The organism is Metaclostridioides mangenotii, from assembly GCF_017873185.1.
GTDB classification, from domain to species: domain Bacteria; phylum Bacillota; class Clostridia; order Peptostreptococcales; family Peptostreptococcaceae; genus Metaclostridioides; species Metaclostridioides mangenotii.
On record NZ_JAGGJX010000001.1, the window covers coordinates 937,961 to 963,373 of the forward strand.

21 protein-coding genes are annotated in these 25,413 nt (G+C 32.1%); 5 read left to right on the forward strand and 16 right to left on the reverse strand.

The features are described 5' to 3' along the window. Nucleotides 1-9: 9 nt before the first annotated feature. Complete coding sequence (locus J2Z43_RS04480; protein WP_209456027.1) at nucleotides 10-366, reverse strand: YraN family protein; 357 nt, start codon at nucleotides 364-366, stop codon at nucleotides 10-12. Nucleotides 367-624: 258 nt separating this feature from the next. On the opposite strand from J2Z43_RS04480, the gene J2Z43_RS04485 reads away from it, so the two are divergent. The 5 genes from J2Z43_RS04485 to J2Z43_RS04505 all read left to right on the forward strand — a co-directional run bounded on the left by J2Z43_RS04485 (nucleotide 625) and on the right by J2Z43_RS04505 (nucleotide 5,633). Next, nucleotides 625-1,734 carry a sensor histidine kinase gene (locus J2Z43_RS04485; RefSeq protein WP_209456028.1) on the forward strand — a complete coding sequence of 370 codons (1,110 nt, stop codon included), beginning with the start codon at nucleotides 625-627 and terminating at the stop codon, nucleotides 1,732-1,734. Then, nucleotides 1,727-2,371 carry a response regulator transcription factor gene (locus J2Z43_RS04490; RefSeq protein ID WP_209456029.1) on the forward strand — a complete coding sequence of 215 codons (645 nt, stop codon included), beginning with the start codon at nucleotides 1,727-1,729 and terminating at the stop codon, nucleotides 2,369-2,371. Before J2Z43_RS04485 ends, J2Z43_RS04490 begins: the two co-directional genes overlap by 8 nt. Before the next feature lie 130 nt (nucleotides 2,372-2,501). After that, a complete protein-coding gene (locus tag J2Z43_RS04495; protein WP_209456030.1) occupies nucleotides 2,502-3,452 on the forward strand; it encodes an ABC transporter ATP-binding protein in 951 nt (316 codons plus the stop codon). Nucleotides 3,453-3,456: 4 nt separating this feature from the next. Continuing rightward, the gene (locus J2Z43_RS04500) at nucleotides 3,457-4,560 is read left to right on the forward strand and encodes an ABC transporter permease (protein ID WP_209456031.1); all 1,104 of its coding nucleotides are present in this window, start codon (nucleotides 3,457-3,459) and stop codon (nucleotides 4,558-4,560) included. Beyond that, complete coding sequence (locus J2Z43_RS04505; protein WP_209456032.1) at nucleotides 4,560-5,633, forward strand: ABC transporter permease; 1,074 nt, start codon at nucleotides 4,560-4,562, stop codon at nucleotides 5,631-5,633. The genes J2Z43_RS04500 and J2Z43_RS04505 overlap by 1 nt, the downstream gene beginning before the upstream one ends. 113 nt (nucleotides 5,634-5,746) lie before the next feature. On the opposite strand, the gene J2Z43_RS04510 is transcribed toward J2Z43_RS04505, so the two are convergent. The 15 genes from J2Z43_RS04510 to J2Z43_RS04580 all read right to left on the reverse strand — a co-directional run bounded on the left by J2Z43_RS04510 (nucleotide 5,747) and on the right by J2Z43_RS04580 (nucleotide 25,177). Next, a complete protein-coding gene (locus J2Z43_RS04510) occupies nucleotides 5,747-5,986 on the reverse strand; it encodes a hypothetical protein (protein WP_209456033.1) in 240 nt (79 codons plus the stop codon). Nucleotides 5,987-6,059: 73 nt separating this feature from the next. Then, nucleotides 6,060-7,076, reverse strand: a complete 1,017-nt coding sequence (locus tag J2Z43_RS04515; protein ID WP_209456034.1) for an alpha-hydroxy-acid oxidizing protein — start codon at nucleotides 7,074-7,076, stop codon at nucleotides 6,060-6,062. A 55-nt stretch (nucleotides 7,077-7,131) separates the two neighbouring features. Next, nucleotides 7,132-7,902, reverse strand: a complete 771-nt coding sequence (locus J2Z43_RS04520; RefSeq protein ID WP_209456035.1) for a ribonuclease HII — start codon at nucleotides 7,900-7,902, stop codon at nucleotides 7,132-7,134. Between the two features lie 59 nt (nucleotides 7,903-7,961). Then, nucleotides 7,962-10,133, reverse strand: a complete 2,172-nt coding sequence (locus tag J2Z43_RS04525; RefSeq protein WP_209456036.1) for an adenosylcobalamin-dependent ribonucleoside-diphosphate reductase — start codon at nucleotides 10,131-10,133, stop codon at nucleotides 7,962-7,964. Nucleotides 10,134-10,381: 248 nt separating this feature from the next. Continuing rightward, a complete protein-coding gene (gene brnQ, locus J2Z43_RS04530) occupies nucleotides 10,382-11,671 on the reverse strand; it encodes a branched-chain amino acid transport system II carrier protein (RefSeq protein ID WP_209456037.1) in 1,290 nt (429 codons plus the stop codon). 673 nt (nucleotides 11,672-12,344) lie between these two features. Next, nucleotides 12,345-13,634, reverse strand: coding sequence for a branched-chain amino acid transport system II carrier protein (gene brnQ / locus J2Z43_RS04535; RefSeq protein WP_209456038.1), 1,290 nt, complete (start codon nucleotides 13,632-13,634; stop codon nucleotides 12,345-12,347). 393 nt (nucleotides 13,635-14,027) lie between these two features. Next, entirely contained in the window at nucleotides 14,028-15,320 is a 1,293-nt protein-coding gene (gene brnQ / locus J2Z43_RS04540; RefSeq protein ID WP_209456039.1) for a branched-chain amino acid transport system II carrier protein, read from the reverse strand. A gap of 311 nt (nucleotides 15,321-15,631) precedes the next feature. Then, the gene (locus tag J2Z43_RS14725) at nucleotides 15,632-17,263 is read right to left on the reverse strand and encodes a sigma-54 interaction domain-containing protein (protein WP_209456040.1); all 1,632 of its coding nucleotides are present in this window, start codon (nucleotides 17,261-17,263) and stop codon (nucleotides 15,632-15,634) included. 329 nt (nucleotides 17,264-17,592) lie between these two features. Then, entirely contained in the window at nucleotides 17,593-18,633 is a 1,041-nt protein-coding gene (locus J2Z43_RS04550) for an electron transfer flavoprotein subunit alpha/FixB family protein (RefSeq protein ID WP_209456380.1), read from the reverse strand. A 25-nt stretch (nucleotides 18,634-18,658) separates the two neighbouring features. Continuing rightward, nucleotides 18,659-19,444, reverse strand: a complete 786-nt coding sequence (gene etfB / locus J2Z43_RS04555) for an electron transfer flavoprotein subunit beta (RefSeq protein ID WP_024622056.1) — start codon at nucleotides 19,442-19,444, stop codon at nucleotides 18,659-18,661. Between the two features lie 48 nt (nucleotides 19,445-19,492). Then, nucleotides 19,493-20,626, reverse strand: coding sequence for a putative isocaproyl-CoA dehydrogenase AcdB (gene acdB, locus J2Z43_RS04560; protein WP_209456041.1), 1,134 nt, complete (start codon nucleotides 20,624-20,626; stop codon nucleotides 19,493-19,495). 147 nt (nucleotides 20,627-20,773) lie between these two features. Further along, nucleotides 20,774-21,901 carry a (R)-2-hydroxyisocaproyl-CoA dehydratase subunit beta gene (gene hadC, locus J2Z43_RS04565; RefSeq protein ID WP_209456042.1) on the reverse strand — a complete coding sequence of 376 codons (1,128 nt, stop codon included), beginning with the start codon at nucleotides 21,899-21,901 and terminating at the stop codon, nucleotides 20,774-20,776. Further along, the gene (gene hadB, locus J2Z43_RS04570) at nucleotides 21,901-23,127 is read right to left on the reverse strand and encodes a (R)-2-hydroxyisocaproyl-CoA dehydratase subunit alpha (RefSeq protein ID WP_027701646.1); all 1,227 of its coding nucleotides are present in this window, start codon (nucleotides 23,125-23,127) and stop codon (nucleotides 21,901-21,903) included. The genes hadC and hadB overlap by 1 nt, the downstream gene beginning before the upstream one ends. An 18-nt stretch (nucleotides 23,128-23,145) precedes the next feature. After that, nucleotides 23,146-23,922, reverse strand: a complete 777-nt coding sequence (locus J2Z43_RS04575; protein WP_209456043.1) for an acyl-CoA dehydratase activase — start codon at nucleotides 23,920-23,922, stop codon at nucleotides 23,146-23,148. 22 nt (nucleotides 23,923-23,944) lie between these two features. Beyond that, entirely contained in the window at nucleotides 23,945-25,177 is a 1,233-nt protein-coding gene (locus J2Z43_RS04580) for a CaiB/BaiF CoA transferase family protein (RefSeq protein ID WP_209456044.1), read from the reverse strand. Nucleotides 25,178-25,413 lie beyond the last annotated feature (236 nt).

The following is a 25,413-nucleotide window of genomic DNA, read 5'->3' on the forward strand; positions in this document are numbered from 1 at the left end:
TCACATTTATTAAAAGGCATTAATTATATGTCTAAGTTTTGTCTCTATTAAAAACACTTCTATTACGTCAAATCTCACAGGTACTTCGAATAAATTATTTTTTGAAATGTAGAATTGTGCTAGTTGTATGATCTTTCTCCTCTTTTTTAGGTCAACGGATTCTGAAGGATAACCAAATTTTAGACTAGTCCTAGATTTAACTTCCACAAAGATCAACTGCCCATCTAACTTCGCTATTATATCTATCTCTGCAAAGTTGCTAGAAAAATTTGTTTCAAGTATCTCTGCGCCATTTTTAGTCAAATACTCATTTGCCACAGCCTCTCCAAAAATTCCTTTCTCTTTGTTTGAAGCTTTACTTTTCAATCTACACCATCTCCAATTCAAAATATTTTAATTATTTTAATTATCGTCATCACTTGAAGTAAGTATTCAACTTTACAGTTAAGAGATTTTTTACATATAAGTTCATATTATTTAACAACTTAATAAACTTATAGACTATTTACGATTCTGTAAGATATAATTAACTAAATAATGTAGTTTTAAATATATCTAAGGGAGTGGTTCATTATATTGACCAAAAACAAGCTAATTATTTATATAAGGTACATATGCCTCATCATGATTATAGCCTTTTCACTATCAAAATTTAGCCAAGCTCCAGATATTGTAATAATATTATTATTTATTATAGTAATAAATAATCAAGTTAGATTCTTTAGCTTTCAGGACAGAGAAGTTCCTCTGTTTATATCATTGTTTTTAGAATTTATACTGTTAATTATATTGAGCTCTTATATCAAAAACTTTAATACTCTATTTTTGATACCTTTAATTGTAGATATTTCTTTCTTTATAGATAAAATTTATAAATACACACTATTTATTGCATCGTTAATCTTAGGAGCGTACCTAAGCTATAAGATTTCGCTTTTTAACGCTTTAGAGGCATTTTTCATCTACTCTATTGTTATAGCGCTGTGCCAATATATTAACAGTGAATATACTTCTAAAATAAAGTATTTAGAGATAAATGAAAATTTAAAGATATCCAAGGATTTATTGAAAAGAAATAACAAGGATTTAGAAGTATACGCGAGTTCTGTAGAACAACTAGCAATTTTGAAAGAGAGAAATAGGATATCAAGGGAAATCCACGACAGTGTTGGCCACTCTATGTCTACAACTATAATTCAGCTAGGCGCTATTGAAAAATTATTAGAAGGCAAACCTGAAGTGGCTGAACTAGTTTCTGGACTTAGAGAATTTGTAAAAGAGAACTTTCAAGAAGTTAGGAGCACTGTTACTGATTTAAAACCCGATGAGTACGAAAATTATCAGAATCTATTTAAGATAAAAGAATTAGTAGAAAATTTTAAAAAGCTTACAGACTGCGATGTAAAACTCACTATATCCAAAAATACTTGGTCACTATCTCAAAAGCAATCAATAACTTTATATAGAGTTATCCAGGAGTCGCTTTCCAATTCTTTGCGCCACGGTAAGGCTAGTGAAGTAAAAATATACATTATGTTCAATAAAAGCGATGTTATCACAACCATAAGTGACAATGGTATAGGTTGCATCAAAATTGACAAGGGCAATGGAATAAATAGTATAAATGAGAGAATTTACGAATTAAATGGTAAGGTAGAGTTTTTAAACTCTCAAAGTGGTTTTACAGTTAAAGCTACAGTACCTAGAATATTTGGAGGCGGATTAATTGAATAAGATTAAAGTACTCATAGTTGACGATGAAAAGCTTATTAGGCAAGGTCTTAAAATAATACTATCTTCATACGATGATTTAGATATAGTCGGCGATGTAGGTGATGGATATGAAGCTCTAGAATTTTGTAAAAAAAATGAAGTCGATTTAGTTCTAATGGATATAAGAATGAAAATATGCTCAGGAGTTTTAGGAACAAAACTTATCAAAGAGTTTGACAAGTCCATTAGCATACTTATTTTGACTACCTTTAGCGATGACGACTATATTAAAGATGCTATTAACTATGGAGCGTCTGGATATCTTCTTAAAGACAGCTCTGATGACATAATACATGAGGGTATTAGATCTGCTAATCTTGGAAATATTGTACTAGCTAAAGATATCGCAAAGAAAATTTTATCTACAGAGAAATCTGTATCAAGTGACGATGTACTCGATAAGTTTAACTTAAGCAATAAAGAAGTGAATATAATTAAGCTGATAGCAGAAGGTCTTAGCAATAAAGAGATAAGTGAAAATTTATTTTTATCAGAGGGAACGATTAAAAATAATATCAGCACTATCTTAGGGAAGTTAGAGCTAAGAGACAGAACACAACTTGCGATATTTGCATACAAAAATAAAATTGTGTTATAGATGAATTTAAATCCAAATAAAACTTTTAAAAAATGACTTAAGTCATTTTTTTTATGACTTTTCGTAATAGATAAAACCTAAGAATTAATTTAAACTATAAACATAAACAAAATTATAGGGAGTGAAGTTAATGAATATTTTAAAAATAGACAATGTCACTAAAAGATTTAACGATAAATTAGCACTAGATAATGTAAGTTTATCAGTGGAAGAAGGTGAAATTTTTGGTTTGATCGGTCCAAACGGAGCTGGAAAATCTACACTTATAAGTATAATTTCAGACCTTATGCTTCCTGATAGCGGAAAGGTAGAGATAAATGGTTTAGATTTAAGAACAAACTCAATAAAGTCCAAATCTATTATAGGTCTTGTTCCACAAGAATTAGCTATAATGGAACATCTAACTCCTTTTGACAATTTAGAGTATTTTGGCGCATTTTATGGTTTAAACAGAATAGATCTATACGAGAGAATTGATGAAGCCTTAAAGATCACCGGCCTTGAAGATGTAAAGAAAAAGAAAGTCAAAAAGCTATCTGGTGGTATGAAAAGAAGGCTTAATATAGCTATTGCACTACTAAATCATCCAAAAATATTAATACTTGATGAACCTACTGTTGGTGTAGATACTCAATCGAGAAATCAAATATTCAACTTTGTAAAAAAGATTTCTAAAGAACAAGGAACAACTGTAATATATACATCCCACTACATTGAAGAAGTAGAAAATCTATGTTCAAAGGTCTATATAATAGACGAAGGAAAAGAAGTTGCGTTTGGAGATAACGTCTATCTAAAATCTCTGGTATCATCAAATAGTGTTTTAGATTTAGAGTTAAAAAATATAACTAAAACTCTTATTGAAGAGCTTTTACAAACAAAAGGAATTGTTTCACTAAAAGAAAATACTGGATATAGTCTGTCTTTTATGATAGATAAAAATTTTGAACTAACAAGTGCTTTAAAAATTATAGCAAATAACGACTCAGGCATAATTAAAATCTCGTACAACGAACCGAGTCTTGAAGATGTCTTTTTAAATCTAACAGGTAAAAAGTTCAAAACTCAAGAACAGGAGTGATAATATGAAAATTTATATATCTATTAAAACTTTTTTTAAAGGAATAAAAAATAACTTTATTATGTATATAGTTACGCTCTTGCTCCTACCTCTATTTCTAGCAGGGTTTATGGGCGCTATAACTGATGGTATGTTTAAGAATCCAGCCGATATTGAGAAATTCAATGTAAATATTGTCGACAAAAACAACACAGCTTATTCCGAGAATCTGAAAAATTATATAAAAAACGATTTAAATGGATTAGTAAATATAGTTAAAAATGAAAACGATTCAAACATAGAAATTTTAATTCCCGGTGATTATTCAAGTAATGTAGAAAGTAAAACTCCAAGTAATATATACATTAAAGAAATTGATGATAAAAATAGAAATAAATCTACTATAATAAGCGGCGTTTTAGATAACTATCATGAAATGCTCTATCTAAACAAAGTGAAAGCTGCTGATAATAACAATTTTAAACAAATATTCACTAAAAAAGCTTTAGCTACTGAATATATAAAGCCAGACATAATGCCAAATTCATATGAATTTTACGCATTATCTCTATTGGGATTTTTAGTTATAATGATGATTATGTCAAATGCTGTAAGTGCTCACCTAGATCAGTATACAGGCCTATATAAGAGAACTTACTCACTGCCAGTATCAAGAGTAGAACTTCTATTTCACAATACACTATCAATATTTCTGTATTCATTTATATTCTTAACACTTTATATAATGTTTTATAGATTTTTAGGTATTACTTTTAAAGGTAATTTTGCTGTTATAATTTGGCTTTCTGCTGTAGCCTCTATTTTTGTAGCTGCATTATCAAATTTTATATCATCAGTTTTTCCAAAGAAGATTGGTACTGTTTTTACATACCTTCTATTAGTACTGGAGGTTGTATTTGGAGGAATGCTTAACGGTTTCTCTGATTCATTAATAGATAAGTTTTCTAATTTATCACCAACATATCTAATAAATGAAATGTTTAGTAATTTTAATTTATACAATAACTACGCAAATATAAGTACTACTGTAAATACATGTATTATTGTATCGCTTGTCTTAATAGTTCTAACAGTTGTAAAAGAAAAATTTAGTTGGAGGGAGATATAATGAGTACAATTAAACTTATTTTAGCAAATGTAAAAAGATATATAAAAAATCCTTCTATACTTGTTTCTATGGCTTTAATGCCATTTGTAGTAGTACTAGGTGTAAATTTTCTAAGTAACGATTTAAGCGACTCTAATATGTTTTCACAAATCGCTATTGTTGCAGATCAAAACGGAGAGTATGAATCAGGTCTGATTAGAAAATTAAATCTAGAGAAGAACATATTTAGTCTAGACCAAAAGTCAGAAGCGGTAAAGCTTCTTAAAGAAAATAAAGTTTCAGCAGTATTTGTTTTTGATAAAGATTTTTCTAAAAATATAAACAAACCGATTAAACCTAAAGTAGAATGTATAAAAACCTCTAAAGGAAGTGGAAGTCTATTTGCAGAAACCGAGATTGAATCGTATATAAATGATTCATTAAAAGAACTCGTAGCTCCTGGTGTTATAGACAACAAGATAGCTTCACATATAGTCGAAAAAAAATCAGTAATTCCCGACAGTTCATTTTTAATAGTATTTATGATCTGTTATATGATGTATATTTCTACAACCGCTTTATCAAGGGATCTTATGGAGTTAAAATATTCAAATGTTCTTTCTAGGCTTTTATCTACTAAAAATAAAAATCTCAAAATAATGTTCAGTTTGTTTTTTAGTATTTTCTCAGTACAAGCAATTGTCTACTCCATTTTACTAGTTCTATTGAATATAATTACAGGTGTAGAATTAAATCTAAATATGCTTGCTCTTGTACTAGCAAACTGTTTTACATCGACTGGACTTGTAATATTTATGGTTAGAATTTTTAAAACTGAATCAAATTTAGCTTCTATGAATATGTTTGCAATATTCTACTCTATAGTCAGTATCGCCCTTTGTATTAATAAAATAATACCATCGTATAATTCTGATTTTATAAATAACTTGGCTAAGTTTACTCCATTTTACTGGACTATAGATGCGTTGATGTCAACAAATAACATCTTAATAAATTTAATATCAATACTTCTTATAGGGCTTGTGTTTCTAACTGCTGGAAGCTTTAAACTCAGGGATTTCGTAAGAAGTTAAAATTTTTATAATAGATTTATAATCTCTATAATATACTAATAAATAACAAATAAGAGGAGCTGTATTAATCATAGATACAACCCCTCTTATTTTTTTACAAATCTTTATATTACTTAATTATTTATTTTTGAACCCAGTACTTCAGCTAGTTCTTTAGCTTGTATCAGTTGCTTTTCAATGACATCAGATAATTCTTGCTGCCATTCAACACATTTGTCTTTGTACTCTAGAGGCAATGATCTATCCATAATATATCTGTCAATACAGTCTTCTGCCTTTATTACCATTTCTTTTCTTTCGGTTACAAAAGTCTTTAATTCATCTAAGGCTTCTTTATAAGATTTCTCATTCATACAAATACCTCCTCAAAAATAACATCTAAAATTATATTTTGATAATACTATTATTAAATAATATTATTTTGATCTACTTGTATATTACCTTTGAATCTATATCTTCTACTGTCTGGCAACCTGTAAGCACCATTGCATTGTTTAACTCTGACTTTAGGTTGTTTACATAAGTTTTTACTCCTTCAGTCGCTCCACCTAATGATGCTGTAGCAAAAGGTCTTCCTATTAAAACTGCATCTGCCCCAAGACCTATCATCTTTAGAACATCAACCCCGGTTCTAACTCCACCGTCTACTAGTACTTTAACTTTTCCTTTTACTGCTTCAGCTATCTTAGGAAGCACTTCCGCAGTTCCAGGTGTACAGTCCAATACTCTTCCACCATGATTTGTAACTACTATTGCATCAACCCCAGCTTCTACTGCCATTAAAGCATCTTCTACAGTCATTATGCCTTTCAGTATAAAAGGTAGTTTTGTAGAATTTACTAGCTCTTTGATCTCGTCAACAGTCTTTGCCGTTACAGTTTTTCCGTATAAAGATAGTGTAACTAGCCCACAAGCATCTATATCTACTCCAACAGCAAATGCACCAGCTTCTTCAGCTAGTTTTATCTTACTTATTATATTCTCATTGTCCCAAGGCTTTATAAATACTATTCCATCGCCATTGTGTTTTTTCAGAGTATCAAGATTTTCTAATAAGAAAGCATCAACTGCTGTATCTCCTACCATAGCATATATTCCACTTTTTTTACAGCCTTCTACAACACCATTTATATACTCTTCTTCCGTAACTTTCCCACCCATATTTATAGTTGTACCAGTTACAGGTGCTGCAAATAAAGGCATATCCATCTTTTTACCAAAAAGTTCTATAGATGTATCTGGATTAGTAACATTGTGTATAACTCTCATATTTATTTTAACATTTTCTAGACTTTTACTATTTTCTATAAAAGAAGATCCACTTCCTTTACCTCCCATACCTGGCACTTCACCAGCACAGACAACGCCATTACAATCCTTACAGACTCTACAAGTTCCATCAAAATTTTCTCTTGCAGTCTTTAAAACATCTTTATAATCCATCTCATAACCCCCCAATAATTATAATTGTTAATTTAATATTATAACAAAATTCTAACTATTTAAAGTATTTTTTCAAAAAGCTCTTTCTATGTATAGGAATAATACCATTTTTATCTATGGCTTCATAATGCTCTTTAGTACCATACCCCTTATGTGATTTAAATCCATACTCTGGGTACATTCTATCGTACTGATACATTATGTTATCTCTTGTCACTTTTGCGATTATACTAGCGGCGGCTATCGAAATCGACTTCGAGTCCCCTTTTATAATGGAGTTTTGATCTATATCAATTCCTGGAATATGTGCAGCATCTACAAGCAGGTAGTCTGGAGTTTTTTCTAAGCTATTTATTGCCTTTTGCATAGCCAAATACGTCGCATTCAAAATATTGATTCTGTCTATTTCTTCGTTATTAACTATCCCAATCCCATAGTCTAGAGCCTTCTCTTTTATTATCTCAAACAACTCTTCTCTTTTTGATTCACTTAATTTCTTCGAATCATCAATTCCCTCTATTTTTGTATCTTTACCGAAAACTACTATAGAAGCCACGACAGGACCTGCAAGAGGACCTCTCCCGGCTTCATCTATACCACCTATATACAGGTAGCCTTTGTTGTAGCCTTCATTTTCATATATATTTATTTTTTCTAGCCTTTCGTCTTCGGCTCTGATTTTATCAAGTTTTTTTGCTAGCTTAAGAGCTAAATTTTGTACCGATTTTCTATCATCTGATCTAAGTAAATCTATGTACTCCATATATCTACTTAATTCTAAATTTTCTATTGCTTCTTTAATCTCTTTTACACTTTTCTTATCCATGACGTCTCCTTATATGAAGTTTGCCTGTCTAATAGTAGCTAGCAAATGTAAATTTAATATTAACTACAAGCACTGTAACCACATTTTAGACATATACTACATCCGCCTGTGTTAGCTATTCCTTCATTACCACATTCAGGGCAAACAAATTTTTCACTTTGACCTATTTCTTCATTTATAAGGTCTACATTTTCTTCTTCAACAGTTAAAGCTAACTCTTCTCTAGCATTATCAGATCCTTTTTTATCTTTAGAGTCTTTTTCTGGCTTTTCATTTATTAGTATACCACTTCTCTTGCATCCATCTCTAAATATTGTGATTCCTTTAAGCCCTGCTTCCCAAGCATCCATATATATATTGAATACATCTTCAATGGTAGTTTCAAATGGTATATTGATTGTTGACGATATAGAAGCATCAACATATTCCTGCCATACTTTTTGCATCTTTATTCTACCACTATAATCTATATTCATTGCAGTTACAAAGAAATCAGGTAAATCTTCTTCCTCTGTAATTCCTTTAATATCCATGTATTCTTTTACTATTGGAGTGTAAACTTTGTAGTACACATCTTCATCGTGTAAACTTTCTGTCTTTCTTATATACGAAAGGTTGAATATCGGCTCAATTCCTCCACTTATACCAATCATAGTTGATATAGACCCTGTTGGCGGTATTGTAAGCAGTTGAGAGTTTCTAAGACCGTACTTCTCAACCATTTCTTTAGCTTCATCATCTAAGTTGTTAATGTAGAATTTCGATTTAGATATTTTATCGTATTTATACTCGCTAAATGGACCGTATTCTTTTGCTATTAAAGCCGATTGTATAACTGATTCATTTAATATAGTTTTAGCTATATCTTCACATAATTTAAGCGAATCATCTGAACCGTATTTCATGCTCATCTTGATAAGCATATCAGCGATTCCCATAACTCCTAAACCTATTTGTCTATATTTTCCTACACTCTCTCTTTGTTCTTCAAGAGGATGTAGATTTAATCCCTCATCAAGTACATCATTTAACGCTATAACAGACTCTCTAACGCAAGATTTAAGTTTATTCATATCAAATGTAGCGTGATCACCAAAAGGCTGTATAACGAACTCAGAAAGGTTTATAGATCCAAGTAGACAACTTCCTCCACTTGGTAGTGGCTCTTCCGCACATGGATTAACACCTGCAAATGAGAATGTCTCATCCTCACTCATAAAGTTGTGCTTTTCTATTCTATCCCAGAAAAGAATTCCTGGCTCTGCATAATCCCAGTTATTTTTTACAAGCTTGTTGAATAAATTAAAGGCATCCATAGTTTTAACTACAGTCTCACCAGTAGTATCTACATAGAATGTGCAGTCAAATGGTTTTCTTTCTTTTACTGCTTTCATAAAATCATCTGTAATTTTTACTGATATATTCGCCTTAGTTACTTTTTCTAAATCTGTTTTTATATCTATAAACTCCTCAATTTCAGGATGGCTTACATCCATAGATATCATAAGAGCTCCTCTTCTACCTCTTTGACCTATAAGACCTGTTGTTAAACTATAAAGATCCATAAATGAAACAGCACCAGTAGTATGCTTAGCTGCATTATTTACCAGAGCGCCCTTTGGTCTAAGTTTTGAAATATCTATTCCAACACCTCCACCATAACTAAAAGTTCTAGCTAGTTTTTTAGCTGTATCAAATATTCCTTCTATACTATCTTGTGGCGGCTCTATAACATAACAGTTTGAATATGTAACCTTCTTACCAGTTTTATATAGACCTCTGTTAGCTAAAATTCTTCCTGCAAATAAAAACTTTCTCTGTCTTATAAGTTTTGAAATTCTAGGATTTTTATTTGATATTCTGTTGATCCATTGGTCAAAGTTTTCATTATTAAATCTGTATTTGTTTTTCCAAATAGAACTTTGAAGCTCGTCCAACTCCCAAGATTTCTTTCTTATTTCAGATCTTTTCTCTCTATATAATATATAGTGCTTTGCTATATCTTTTCTGTCTGTCTCCATTAGTAAGACTTCAACTAAATCCTGTATTTCTTCAACTGATGGATTTTGTCCACCTAGCGCGTATTTTTTATCTATTTTATCAGCGACTTCAATTGCAATTTCTCGATCAGCACCTTTTTCGCTGTTTATACTCGCTTTATATACTGCGTCCTCTATTTTGTCTTTACTAAATAATTCTGTCGTTCCGTCTCTTTTTATTATCTGATTCATAGGTCCCCTCCAAAATATTTCTACATCTAATTAATAACCCTTTTCGTTAATCTAAAACATTTTTTGTTGAAAGTTTTTAAATATTTTATTCTTCACTGTCACATTGTAGATTAAACTTATATTTATATTATACTATTTAATTTTTTATATTAAAGTCTAGTATTTTTGGAAAAAACATAAAAATCGCTGGCACTCAGCTGAGCACCAACGATTTTTGTAAATATATTATAATTTTTTGAAATTAAAATTTACTTGCTAACTGTAGAGCTTTTAGATGGTACCATGAATCCTATCGCTCCTGCAATAGCTACTGGAACCACCCAGTTAAATCCAAGTGGAGCTAGAGGGAAACTCATTATAAATGGAACATTGAATCCATAGTCTATAGCAACAGTAAGAACACTCATTAGCAATGCCATATATGTTGCAAATTTAAATACATTATCGTTTTTAATTTTATCAGTAAATAACGATAAAATTATCATTGTAACTGCTGCAGGGTAAACTATACTAAGTATAGGACCTGCGAAGTTTATAATTGTACTAACACCGAAGTTAGATACTACTGCAGAGAATACACATACAAATATAACTACGTATTCGTATTTTAATTTTCCTTTAGTAAGATCGTGGAAGTATTGCCCAACTGCTGAAGCAAGACCTATTGCAGTTGTTAGACATGCAAGAGCAACTATAACTCCTAGAAGCACTTTACCACCATTTCCTAATAAAGCGGCAGTTATATTAACAACTAATTCTGTTTGAGCTATATCTGCACCGTACTGTTTAGAAACTGTAGCACCTAGATAAGCAAGACCACCGTATACTAAGAACAGTCCTACAGCTGCGACAATTCCAGAACCTAACGTCATCTTAAACTTTTCTTTTTCTTCAGTATATCCTTTACCTATTACAGAAAGAATTATTACTGATGAGAATATAATTGCCGCTAGAGCATCCATGGTCTGATACCCTTGAGTAATTCCTTCTGCAAAAGCTGCATCGATAAGTGAATCTGGTCTAATATCTCCAAGCGGAGTCATTATTCCTTTAATTATTAGCACTGCAAGAGCTACTAATAATGCTGGAGTAAGGTATTGACCGACTATATCGACAACCTTTGAAGGTCTTATCGATAAAACAAGAGTAATTGCAAAGAATATTATTGAAAATAATATTGGATTAAACCCTGGACCTATCGTAGGTAATATACCTATTTCGTAAGTTGATGCCGCTGTTCTAGGAATTGCTACTAGAGGCCCTATACAGATTACTATTGCACAACCAATTATAATACCTAAATTTTTGCCACATCTTGATAACATTGCTTCTGCATTACCATTGTACTTTATTAATGCGATTACTGCTAGTAGTGCAAGACCTACATCTGCAAATACAAATCCTGAGAATGCAATCCACCAATCAACTCCGGTTAATACACCTAGGAATGGTGGAAATATCAGATTCCCTGCGCCAAAGAACATTGCAAATAACGCGAATCCAACTACCATCATATCTTTTATCTGTTTACCACCCATAAAATTTTCCTCCTTATTACCTTTTAAATTTATTATTAATACTACAATCCCCAACATTAAAGACTGAGTAGCATTAAATAGAGTTAGAAAAAACTTTTTCGTCAATATATTGCAAGAAATTATTCCTTTTTTCTATTTTTAACTAAATTCAATAAATTTAAAGTTTTATAAAAAAATACCACATGAGTAAAATCCTCATTCCCGGTAAATTCTACAAATATATTGACATTTATTGATAAAACATAACTATTTCGACATTTAAATCGTCTAATTTTCAACATTTAGTCGACTATCTCAATATCGGTATTCATTTCAATTATTTTATACTTCTTTTTTATCTTAGCAATATTATATCATTTTTTATTTGGAGAGTATTGTTATATTGCGTTAATTATCTGTTAAATAGGTTAAAATTTGGTTATATCAGTTTATCCATTTACTCTTAAAGTATAGAATTGAATTATAAAATAGATAAAAATCATTCATAAATCAGAAAATAAATAATAATTTTTATTAAAGCAATATACACAATTATCAATCTATACTGTTTTAAGCATTAAGACTATATACTATTGAGAAAAGGTATTATTTGTAAATAAAAAAATCGCCGATACTAATATTATTGGTATCGACGATCTAAATTATACATTTTTATACTATTTTATTTTTATTATTACTTTGTTATGACCTTACTATCTATCTTTGCACTTTTGTCTGGAACAAAGAAACCTATAATTCCAGCTATTACAACTGGAACAACCCAGTTAAATCCAAGAGGTGCAAATGGTAAGCTATTTACAAACGGAACATTAGCTAATGTAAGAACACTTATTAGTAATGCCATATATGTAGCGAATTTAAATACGTTGTCATTTTTGATACTCTCAGTAAATAATGAAAGTATAATCATTGTTACTGCAGCAGGGTAAACTATGCTAAGTATTGGGCTTGCAAAGTTTATTATTGTACTAACTCCAAAATTAGATACTACTGCTGAGAATACACATATGAATATTACTACATACTCGTATTTTAATTTTCCTTTAGTAAGGTCATCAAAATATTGTCCGGCTGCTGAAGCAAGTCCAATTGCGGTTGTTAGACATGCAAGGGCTACTATAAGTCCTAGAAGCACTTTACCACCGTTTCCTAATAATGCACCAGTTATTTTAACTACTAGATCAGTTTGAGCTATGTCTGCACCATATTGTTTAGAAACTGTAGCCCCAAGATATGCAAGACCACCGTATACTAAAAATAGTCCTATAGCTGCAACTATACCAGAACCTATTGTCATCTTGAATTTTTGTTTTTCTTCAGTATAACCTTTATCCACAACAGATAGAATTATTACTGAAGAGAAGATAATTGCCGCTAAAGCATCCATAGTCTGGTACCCCTGAGTAATACCTTCTGCAAACGTTGCATCAATTAGTGAATCTGGTCTGATATCTCCAAGTGGAGTTATTATACCTTTAATTATAAGTACAGCTAACGCTACTAATAGTGCTGGTGTTAAATATTGACCAACTATATCAACAACCTTTGAAGGTCTTATTGATAGAGCAAGAGTAATCGCAAAGAATATTATTGAGAATAATATCGGATTAAACCCTGGACCTATCGTAGGTAAGATACCTATTTCATATGTAGATGCAGCCGTTCTAGGAATTGCTACTAGAGGCCCTATACATATTACTATTACTGTTCCCATTAAGATACCTAATTTTTTACCACATCTTGATAACATCGCTTCTGCGTTACCATTGTACTTAATTAATGCAATTACTCCTAATAGTGCTAGACCAACGTCCGCAAATACAAACCCTGAAAACGATATCCACCACTGAGGACCAGTTAAAACACCTAGATATGGTGGGAATATAAGATTTCCTGCACCGAAGAACATAGCAAATAGTGCAAATCCTACTACCATCATGTCTTTTACTTGTTTACCACCCATACAAAATTTCCTCCCTATTACTTCTTTATTTTTTATAAATAATACTATACTCTCAAAATTTTCAGATATTTTAAGACTATAAGTAGTATTACAAGATTATGATAAACCGAAACCAAAGCTCTAACTTTAGCACTATTTATTATTATTAAGTTTTTATGAATGATTTCTTGCTTTTTCGTGGCAATAATATTATATCATGTAATTTTACGAGAGTATTGTCATATAGCGTTAACATTGTGTTAAAAAGTTAATTTTGCGTTAACTAATTTAAACATCTGTTATATATGTTCAAATTAGCTTGTAAAAAGTGTAATATGAAGCTATATAAGCTAAAAAAATCGCCAATACTTTTTAGTATCGACGATTATAATAAATTATCTTATTTTACTTTGTTTAATTGGTTTTAGCTAAAGAAGTTTTAGAAGGAATTAAGCTTCCAATTATTCCCGCAATTAGAACAGGTATTACCCAGTTAAATCCTAATTCATGTAATGGTAAACTATTTACAAGTGGAACATTGATTCCATACTCTGTAGCAACTGTTAGGACACTTACTAGTAACGCCATGTATGTTGAACACTTGAATACATTGTCGTTTTTAACTTTATCGCCAAATAAAGATAGTATTATTAGAGTAAGTGTAGCTGGGTATACTATGCTTAATATTGGAGCTGCAAATTTTATAATTGTACTTACTCCAAAGTTTGAAACTACAGCAGAAAACACACAGACAAATATTACAATATACTCATATTTTAACTTTCCTCTAGTTATATCTGAGAAATATTGACCGGCTGCAGATGATAGCCCTATAGCTGTTGTAAGACATGCTAGTCCAACTATTAACGCCAATAGTATTTTACCAGTATCTCCAAGTAGAGAAGCTGTTATGCTAACTATTAGCTCAGTCTGAGCTATGTCTTGTCCATATACTTTAGAAACTGTTGCTCCAAGGTATGCAAGACCACCATATACAAGAGCAAGACCAATGGCTGCTACTACCCCAGATCCTACAGTCATCTTTAATTTGTCCTTCTCTTCAGTATAACCTTTGCCAACTACCGAAAGTATAATAACAGTAGAAAATACTATCGCTGCAAGCGTATCCATAGTTTGGTAACCTTGTGCAATACCTTCTGCAAATACTCCGTTAATCAAAGTACTGTCCCTGATTTCTCCAAGTGGTGCAAAGATACCTTTTATAATAAGTATTGCTAAAGCTACAAGTAACGCTGGTGTAAGATATTGTCCAACTATATCGACAACCTTTGAAGGTCTTATCGCTAAGAAAAGAGTTATAGCGAAGAATATAATCGAGAATAAAATTGGACTAAATCCACTTCCAAAGATTGGCACAATACCCATCTCATATGTTGTTGCCGCTGTTCTAGGGATAGCTAAAAGTGGACCTATACATATCACTATTGCACAACCTAGCAATATCCCCAAACCTTTTCCTGCTCTCTTGAACATCTCTTCCGTATTTCCATTGAATTTCGTCGCAGCTAATACTGCAAGTAACGCTAGTCCTACATCTGCAAAAACGAATCCTAAAAATGCGATCCACCACTGCGTACCAGATAGAACTCCGAGATATGGAGGGAATATAAGATTACCTGCACCAAAGAACATGGCGAACAGAGCAAATCCTACTACCATCATATCTTTCATTCGTTTACCACCCATAAAATTCCTCCTCATTACTTAATTTGGTTTTATAAATAATACCACGATCCCTAAGCCAAACTTAAGGATCATGTGTAATATTATAATGTTTTAGAGAAGTATTTGTCAATAAATTTATGCAGCTTATGTTTCTTTTGTTAAATTTTTCGCACAATTCATTAAAATATCTACAATTTACAAATAACTCCAAAATTTATACGATTTTAAATATTTTCATATCCATTTACATTATCAATATACATTCTGTTATACATCACAAATATTAGTAGAACGCGAATATTTATATCGCTCTATTAAAATAGCCTATTATTCTAAAGACTAATATGTCCGCTTTTTATCTTTCTGTGTATTGTGGAAGGATCTATTCCTATCTTCTCTGATGCTTTAGTAATAGAACCATACCTATCTATAGCCCGAGGTATAATTATTTGATCTACTATCTTGTAAGCATCATTTAGATTTACAATACCGTTGATAACTATCGGCGATGTCAAATCGTTTTCCTCCGATAAATTGTCTAGATCTAGAAGCATGTTAAACTCATCTTCGCCTATAGTATTTTTAACTGACAATACTATAAACCTTTCTATTATATTCTTTAACTCCCTTATATTGCCTGGCCATGAATGTTCATTTAATAAATTCATTACATCAGGAGAAATCTCTATCTCTCTATTGTATTTGCCATTGTACAACTCCAAAAAATGTTCTACCAGAGGGACTATATCTTCCTTCCTCTCTCTTAATGGCGGTATTTTTATTGGAATTACACTAAGTCTGTAGTATAAGTCCTGTCTGAACTTTAAATTGTCATGAAGATCCTCATTCGAGATATTTGTAGCACTAACATACCTTACATCAATTTTTATAGGTTTGCTTCCTCCTACTCTGGTAATAGTGTTTTCTTGAATTACCCTAAGTAGCTTCTTCTGCATTTGAAGCGGCAACTCACCTATTTCATCCAAGAAGATAGTCCCTCCATTGGCTTGTTCAAATATTCCCTTTTTTCCACTCTTTTTAGCTCCTGTAAACGATCCCTCTTCATATCCAAAGAACTCTGACTCTAACAATTCATTTGGTATTGCACCACAGTTAATCGCTATAAAAGGGTTATCTCTTCTAGGACTGTACTTACATATCTCTCTAGCTATTATCTCCTTACCTACTCCAGATTCTCCTGTTATAAATATCGATGAATCAGAAGCCGCAGCTCTTTTGACAACATTTTTAATGTTTTCCATAACTTTACTTTTACTTATGTACTCTGAATTTACAACTACTCCATGGTGTTTTGCATGTGATTCTAGATTTATGACTCTAGATATATCTCTACCCGTAAGAACCCCGCCTTTTACATTTCCCTTATTATCACATATAGGAACAGCAGTATACGCAATTACTTTTCCACCAGGATAAATTATATTTTTGTAGGTTTTCTTTTTAATGTTCAACATGTTCAGAATTATAGGATCTTCTACCATTCCCATATAAACTAACTTGTTTATATTTCGACCAAGAACATCTTTTCTTCTAAAAGGTAAGATTTCATCACAAATACTGTTCATTTTTTCAATAACGCCATCTTTATTAAATACAACAACGACCTCATCGATATGTTCGATAATATCTTCTACAACATTATCTGTTATCATAGATTTTTCAAATAGATAAATGTAATTGGTCTCATTTTTGTAATCTCTAATTGAGTATACATCTACAAACATTTTTAAATCTCTGAGTTTTACCTTTTTTCTATTACTTGAGAAGTAGTCCTTCCCATTAAAAGTACTGTCTAATTCAGCTATATTCAATGGCTTGTCTACATCGACAAAATTAAAAATCTTTTTCATCTGTGCATTGAATTCGAGTATTTCACCAGTTTCTCTGCATAAAATTGCTGGATTTTCTAAATGATTAATAAAGCCTCTAAAATCATTGTACACTTTATTCAGCCCTTCCTAAATTAGTAAATTAAAACTCCGTTGAAATATAAAATACAACTTTTAAGACTTAATAATATTATAGCATGTTAAAATGTTTATATTTGCTCTAATTGTTAATTTATTATTAAATTTGTTATTTTGTCGAATTTACTATATTTTATTATGTTTTTTATATAATTAATTATAAATACTTAGCTTGTATTTGATTAACTATATATTTAGATACTGAATCAAATAATCCTTGTATATAATAATAAAATTCTTATATACAAGGATTATTCGGGTTAGGCCTACTATAAAGTATAAATTTTATACATATCGATCAAATTCTAAGCATTAACAAGCGCTACTAAATCGTCAACACTATCAAGTTTTTCTATAAGAAGAGGAACTATCTCTTTAACATCTCCAATAATTCCATAATCTGCTACATCAAGTATAGGAGCCACTTCGTTTTTATTTATAGCTATAATAAAGTCAGAAGACTGCATACCAGCTAAATGCTGTATCGCTCCAGATATACCACAAGCTATATATAGGTTTGGTTTAACAGTCGTTCCTGTCTGCCCAACTTGGTGAGAGTGATCTATCCATCCAGCATCTACAGCTGCACGAGATGCTCCAACTACACCACCTAATTTGTCAGCTAACTGTTTCAACATATCGAATCCTTCTGGACCTCCTATTCCAAGTCCACCAGATACTATTATATTTGCATCTGTTAAAGATACTAGATCTTTCTTTGTTTTTACTGTTTCTATTACTTCTACTCTTATATCATCTTTGCTAATATTGAAAGCGATTGGAACTATTTTACCATCTCTAGAAGTATCTTTATCTGCTTTATCCATAACTCCTGGTCTAACTGTAGACATTTGAGGTCTTGTATTAGGACATATAATTGTAGCCATTATATTTCCACCAAAAGCAGGACGAGTTTGTTTTAGTTTTTTATCTTCTGGATCTATTTCTAATTTAGTACAGTCTGCAGTTAAGCCTGTACTTACTCTTGATGCTATTCTAGGAGCTAAGTCTCTTCCTATATGTGTAGCTCCATAAAGAACTATTTCTGGTTTTATTTCGTTTATTGCATCTGTTATAACTTTTGTATAAGCATCTGTTGTGTATTTTTCTAAAAGTGCATCATCAGCAGTGTAAACTGTATCTGCCCCATAAGCAACTAAATCTTTGGCTAAGCCATCGATATCTTTTCCAAGTAGTATAGCGCAAAGGCCTACTCCTATTTCATCAGCTAACTTTCTTCCTTCACCTAGTAACTCTATAACAACTGGCGTTATTTCACCATTTCTTTGTTCCGCAAATACCCAAACATTTTTGTATGAGCTAAAGTCTTTTATAGTTTCATTCATTTTTGTATCCATCTTAACCTCCAACTTATATAATGTGCTTTTGTTTTAGTCCTACAAGTACTGTATTGACAATATCTTCTGGATTGCCTCTAAGTATATCTCCCTTACCTCTTGGGTCAGGAGTGAACGATCTAAATACTTTAGTTGGTGATGCTTTTAATCCTACTTCTTCTTTTTCTACGTCTAAATCATCTATTGACCAAACTTTCACTTCTGTTTTAAATGCTTTTACTATTTTATCAACAGACATATGTCTTGGTTCATTTAATTCCTTAACAGCTGTTAAAAGAACTGGTTTTTTAACTTTTATAACTTCATATCCATCTTCTAACTGTCTTTGAACCGTAACTGTATCTCCATCTATAGAGAAATCTTGTACATAAGTAACTTGAGGTATATCAAGTTTTTCAGCAATTTGTGGACCAACTTGAGCTGTATCTCCATCTATCGCTTGTCTTCCTGCAAATACTATATCGTAGTCGCCAATTTTTTTGATACCTGCAGCTATAGTATTTGAAGTTGCCCAAGTGTCAGCTCCTCCAAATGCTCTATCGCTAAGTAGTATAGCTTCATCAGCACCCATAGCTAAGCACTCTCTAAGCATAAAATCTGCTTGAGGAGGTCCCATTGTAATTACAGTTATAGTTGAACCCTCGTGTTTATCTTTTAACTTTAGAGCTTCTTCTAATCCATTTGCATCGTCAGGATTTAGTATACTTGGAACACCATCTCTTATAAGTGTCCCCGTCTCTTTGTTTATTCTAACTTCATTAGTATCTGGAACTTGTTTTACGCAAACTAATATTTTCAAAGTCTTTACCTCCATTTAACTAGTATAAATTATTTTAAAATGCTGAGTTTATTTTAAAATACTTGAAGAGATTACCATTTTTTGAACTTCTGATGTACCTTCGTATATAGACATTATTCTAGCGTCTCTATATATTCTCTCGATTGGATAATCTTTTATAAATCCGTATCCACCGTGTAGTTGAAGCGCTTTGTATGCAACTTCATTGGCAATTTCAGCTGCATAGTATTTAGCCATAGCTGATTCTTTAGTCATTTCTATTCCAGCATCTTTCTTTTGTGCTGCATCGTAAACTAACCCTCTAGCTGCATTTACTTTTGTTTCCATATCAGCTAAAGTAAATTGAGTATTTTGGAATTTTGAAAGTGTTTTACCAAATTGGACTCTCTCTTTTGTGTATTTTATAGCTTCATCAAGTGCCCCTTGAGCAACTCCTAGAGCTTGAGCAGCTACTCCTATTCTACCAGCGTCAAGAGTATTCATAGCTATTTTAAATCCTATACCTTCTTTTCCTAGAAGATTTTCTTTAGGTACTCTTACATTTTCAAATATTAAGTCAGAAGTTTGAGTTCCTCTGATACCCATTTTATCTTCATGAGCTCCGCAAGAGAAACCTTCCCATTTACTTTCAACTATAAATGCTGTTGTTCCTTTTAATCCTTTTGATCTATCTGTAACAGCTATTACTATAGCAACATCACATATAGGAGCATTTGTTATAAAAGTTTTTCTACCATTTAATATATAATGATCTCCATCAAGTTCTGCTGTAGTTTGTTGTGCTGAAGCATCAGATCCAGCTCCTGGCTCAGTAAGACCAAATGCACCTATCATTTCACCTGATGCAATACCTCTTAAATATTTTTGTTTTTGTTCTTCATTTCCAAAGTTAAGTATTGGTAGAGATACTAGAGATGCTGCTGCAGTTGCATAAGTTCCAGTTGAAGCACATCTTCTACTAAGTTCTTCCATTATTATTGCATACGACACATATCCAGCACCTGCTCCCCCGTATTCCTCAGGTACAGTACAGCTTGTGTATTTAGCTTGTGCCATTTTGTCCAATAGCTCTCTCGGCATTTCACCAGTCTTATCTATTTCTTCTGGTAATGTCGCCAATTCTCTACTTACAAAGTCTCTTACGGCTTTTCTTAAAAGTTCTTGCTCTTTATTAAATAACATAGTCTCCTCCATTTTTATATTCTCTTATTTTTGATATGAGGTATTATTAAAACGAAATCTCTATAAATAATAGCTATCTTCAAATTTGCATATAATTTATGTCTTAGTTTATTAAGTATAGAGATTTCGATTGTTACAAATATAGGTTTATGCTAAGCTAAGCATCTCAGTGAAGGCCTGAACTCTTGTTCTAACTTGCTCATTATTTGAAGTTTGCTGATCTATTTCTATATATAGAGTTGGAATATTACTAGCTTCTATATCACTCTTAACTACAGGGTAATCGTATTCCTCTGGATCACAGAATTTCATCATGCAGAATACAACACCGTCAGCATCTTTATTTTTAACTTCATCTACTATCATAGATCCACGTTTTTTATCTGGATCGTAAGCTAATGAACATCCTTCAATGTTTGACCATTGTCTAGCCAGTCTTTCTAGAGCCTCTTTTCCATCTGGAACTAGAGTTCTGAATTGTCTAGTTTCTTGAGCTAAGTCGTCTCCTACAACAGTCATATTGTTTTCTTCTAATATATCTAATATATCTTTCGAATCTAGAGATATCCCAGTAAGTACTACTTTACTTCCAGTGCACTCTTCAACTGGCTTTTTATTTAATTCGGCAATTAAATTTTTAACTAAATCAGTATGTTCCTCTTTTTTCATAAAGAATCCACTTTTTATAATTAAATTTCTAACTGAAGGTTTTATAGTATTAGCATATTTAGGAGATAACTCAACGAATTCTTGCATAACTTTTCTGTGCTCGTTGTACACTTCAATACTTTCTTGCAATTTTTCTTCTGTTATCTCATGTCCACATATTTCTTCAAGTTTAGTTTTAATATTTTTGTATTCATTTACAAGGTACTTTACACCTGATTCTAATTTTCTATTTTGTGGATATACTAGCGCTATATAAGGTACTTGTGGTACTGCCGATTTCCAGTTTTGGCCTAAACATATTAATGTATCACACATTCCAGGAATTATGACTCCTGAAAGTTCGTTGTAGGCCCCTTTAAGTCCAAATTCTAATGCCGATTGCATTATTGAACACGCAAATGCTGGAAAGTACTGTTTTGCTAAATCTAATTCGGTATGTCCTCCCCATATACCTACAGGTAGCATGCCAGCTGCATGTATTATTTCTTCTGGACAGTATACTGGGAAACATCCGATAGCTTTATTTCCAGTTTCTTTTTTAAATTTTTTGATTACCTCATTTGGATTATCAACTACTTCTTGCATTCTAGATAAAATAGCTTCCATTATATTTCACCTCTATTAAGATTTTTTCTCTCATCCATAACTTCGACTAGACCTTGAATTCTAGTTTCAAATTGTGCTTTTGTAAATGCTCTTGGATCTGCTTGGTCACCGTCAAAACCTGCTGATGGTATACCAGTTATTTCTTCAGTTTTTCTCTGCATTTCGTACTGGATTAAACTCATAAGCTTACAACTTCTATTCATATGATAGAAAGCTCCATCACATTTACCATCTCTTAGAGAGTTAACTCTAAACTCTGTCATTTTATCTAGGTTGACATTATTAAACATTCCGCTGTACGCTCTTGCCATTCCATCTAGGTCGTTAACTTCATATTGAAGTGCCCATGCGTGTGGATAAACACTACCAGTCATATTTACTCCATATTTTGCTAGAGTTTTCATTTTATATCCAATAGAAGGCCAACAAGGTATACCTTCCATCATTATTCTGTACTTTTCTTCACCTCTAAATGAAGATACTTTGTTCTCCTTATTGCTTTCTAATTCTTCTATCAATATCTTAAATGCTTCAGTAGTTTCTTTTTTACCTCTTGCACATACTATAACTGCCATGTAAGTAAATAGATCAAATCCATTCATTGGAGATGGATCAGAACCTTCTGGTAAACTCATTGAGTACTTCCAAAGTCTACCATTCTCAGAAGATATCTTCATAACTTCTTCGAATTTTTTAGGGTCAAATTTTTTACCTGATATTTTTTCAAGCTCTTTTATAGCTTCTTCAAACTGAGCTTTAATGTATTCAATTCTCTCTTCTGTAACATGATCTTCATTATTAAAAGGAACATCTACCATTATCATAGGTATTTTTAACTCTTTTGAGATATTTTCATACCATTTGATAACTTGGTCACATATGTTGTTACAGCAAAGTAGAAAATCTGGTGTAGGCATGTCTAAAGTATCACTTTTTCCTTTTTCTAGGAAACCAAAGTTTGTTCTAGCATAAGCACATAAGTCTATAGAATATCCTTCCGCTTCTGCTTTTTCACACAACTCTAAAGATTCTTTTTTAGCTGCTACTCCTGCTGCTTGGTTTTCTGGATAGCATAAGTTTAAGTCGAAAACTTCTGCTAATTCTTGAGGAAATACTGAAGTTGCCCAACCAACTGGTCTACCTTCTTCTTTTGCTTTAAAAGCATTTGCATACTGCTCAGCTAAGAGCTCATTGATTACTGTTTTAGCATCTTTTTTTTCAGACATTTTCATCCCTCTTTATTATTATTTTTTTGTTTCATTATAAGCATATATAGCTGCCCCTAAGGCACCTGTAAGTTGAGGTATCTCTGGAACTATTATCTTTGTTCCTAATTCTTTTTCCATAGCCTTTACTACACCTGGATTTTTAGCTACTCCCCCAACCATTACTACATCTTCTTTAACGCCAATTCTCTTTACCAAACTGGCAACCCTTTTAGCCACTGAAGTGTGAATTCCAGCTACTATATCTTCAATAGCTATATCGTTTGATAAATGTGATATAACTTCTGATTCAGCAAATACTGTACAAGTATTGCTTATAGGTACTTCATTTTGAGATTTCATTGATATATTACCAAGATCAGATACATCTACTTCGACAATCTTAGCCATTACATCTAAAAATCTTCCAGTACCTGCAGCACATTTATCGTTCATCAAGAAGTTAAGCATTACCCCATTTTCATCTAATTTAAGAGCTTTAGCATCTTGACCTCCGATATCTATCACTGTTCTAACTGTAGGTATTAAGAACTTTACGCCTTTTGTATGACAGCTTAACTCACTTATCTGTTTGTGAACATCTGCGTATTTCATACGACCATAACCAGTTACTACAGTGTTTTCGATATCACCTTCAGTTATATTTAACTTTGAAAACAACTCTTCAAGAACTCTAGCAGGCCCGCTAGTCCCTGTGCCTGAAGGAATTGTTGAATAAGCCGCGATCTCTTTTCCATCTTTTAAAATTAGTCCTTTAGATGCAGTCGACCCTATATCCAATCCCATTGTGTACATTTTTCATGTCTCCTTTTTAAATCTAGACTAATTCTTTTACAGCATCTACTTTTATAGCTTGTGAGTTTACCATAGCTGATATTTCATCATCGCTGTATCCTAACTCTCTAAGCACTTCTTCTGTATGCTCTCCTATTCTTGGAGCTGGTGAGTATTCTTTTATTCCCATAGTTTTAAACTTAACTGGTCCGTTTACAAGTACACCTTCATTTCCATTTGCATAAGTAGTTTTAAATAAGAAATCGTTTGCCCATGCTTGTTCATCAGTAAGTAGATCTTCACAACTTTGAACTTTTTCAAAAGGAAGGTCTGCTTCTTCTAAAAGTACTGACCATTCATCAAGAGTTTTTTCAAGCATTGCTTTTTCTACTATTTCAACCATTTCATTTACATGTAGTGGCATTACACTTATATCGTTAAATCTATCATCTTCCATAATATCTTTTCTGTTTATAACATCACAGAATTTAGGAAGCCATTTATTGTATTGGATAAGAGCAAGTTGTATCCATTTATCGTCTTTACATCTGTAAGTTGTCATAAGTGGACTGTTTGGCTCTGCTCTTGATATTGGCATTTCATTTCCGTATTGAGATGTAGTAACCATCATTCCCATTCCATAAAGTGCAGTGTGGAATAAGCTTACTGTTACTTTGTCTCCTTCACCAGTTTTTTGTTTCTTATAAAGAGCTGCCATGATTCCTGCTGCAAGAGATATACCTGCATAATGATCACCAAATCCAGCTGCTGTATTACATGGTGAAGTTCCTTTTTCCATTAATGACTGGCTAACTCCACCTCTAGCGAAGTATGCTGTATAGTCAAATCCTGGTTTATCTTTTAATGGACCTTCTTCTCCATACCCTAATATGTGTGCATGAATAAGTCCTGGGAAAGCATCTTTAAGTTGATCGTAAGTAAGACCCATTTTTGCAAGAGCTTGCTCTCTTACATTAGTAACAAATATATCTGATTTCTCTAGAAGTTTGTGAAGTACTTCAACCCCTTCTTTTGTTTTAACGTTTACGCTTATACCTTTTTTATTTCCATTTTCTAGTTCGAACATTGGATTTTCTTCATCTGTATACGGTGATTTAAAAGTTCCACCCATAACTCTTATCCCATCACCGCCAAGTGGCTCAATTTTTATTACCTCTGCTCCCCAGTCTCCTAGTAGCTTAGCGCAGCAAGGAGCTGCAACGAAACTCGAAAGCTCTACAACTCTTACCCCTTTTAATAATCCATTGTTTTCCATAACCCAACCTCCTGCATAGTTTAAATTTATATAATACTGAATTTTGTAATTAAGAACTTTTAAAAAATAAAATTTTTATATTTTGAGCTTAAATTTTATTTTACTCACAATACTGTTAAGCATTTAACGTGCCAACTTGGTATTTTTCATAGATATCGTTAATTTTTACACATTCTCATGGGTTTTATAGAATTTATATATATCGCTATAAAAACTAAATTCATTGCAAAAGACCA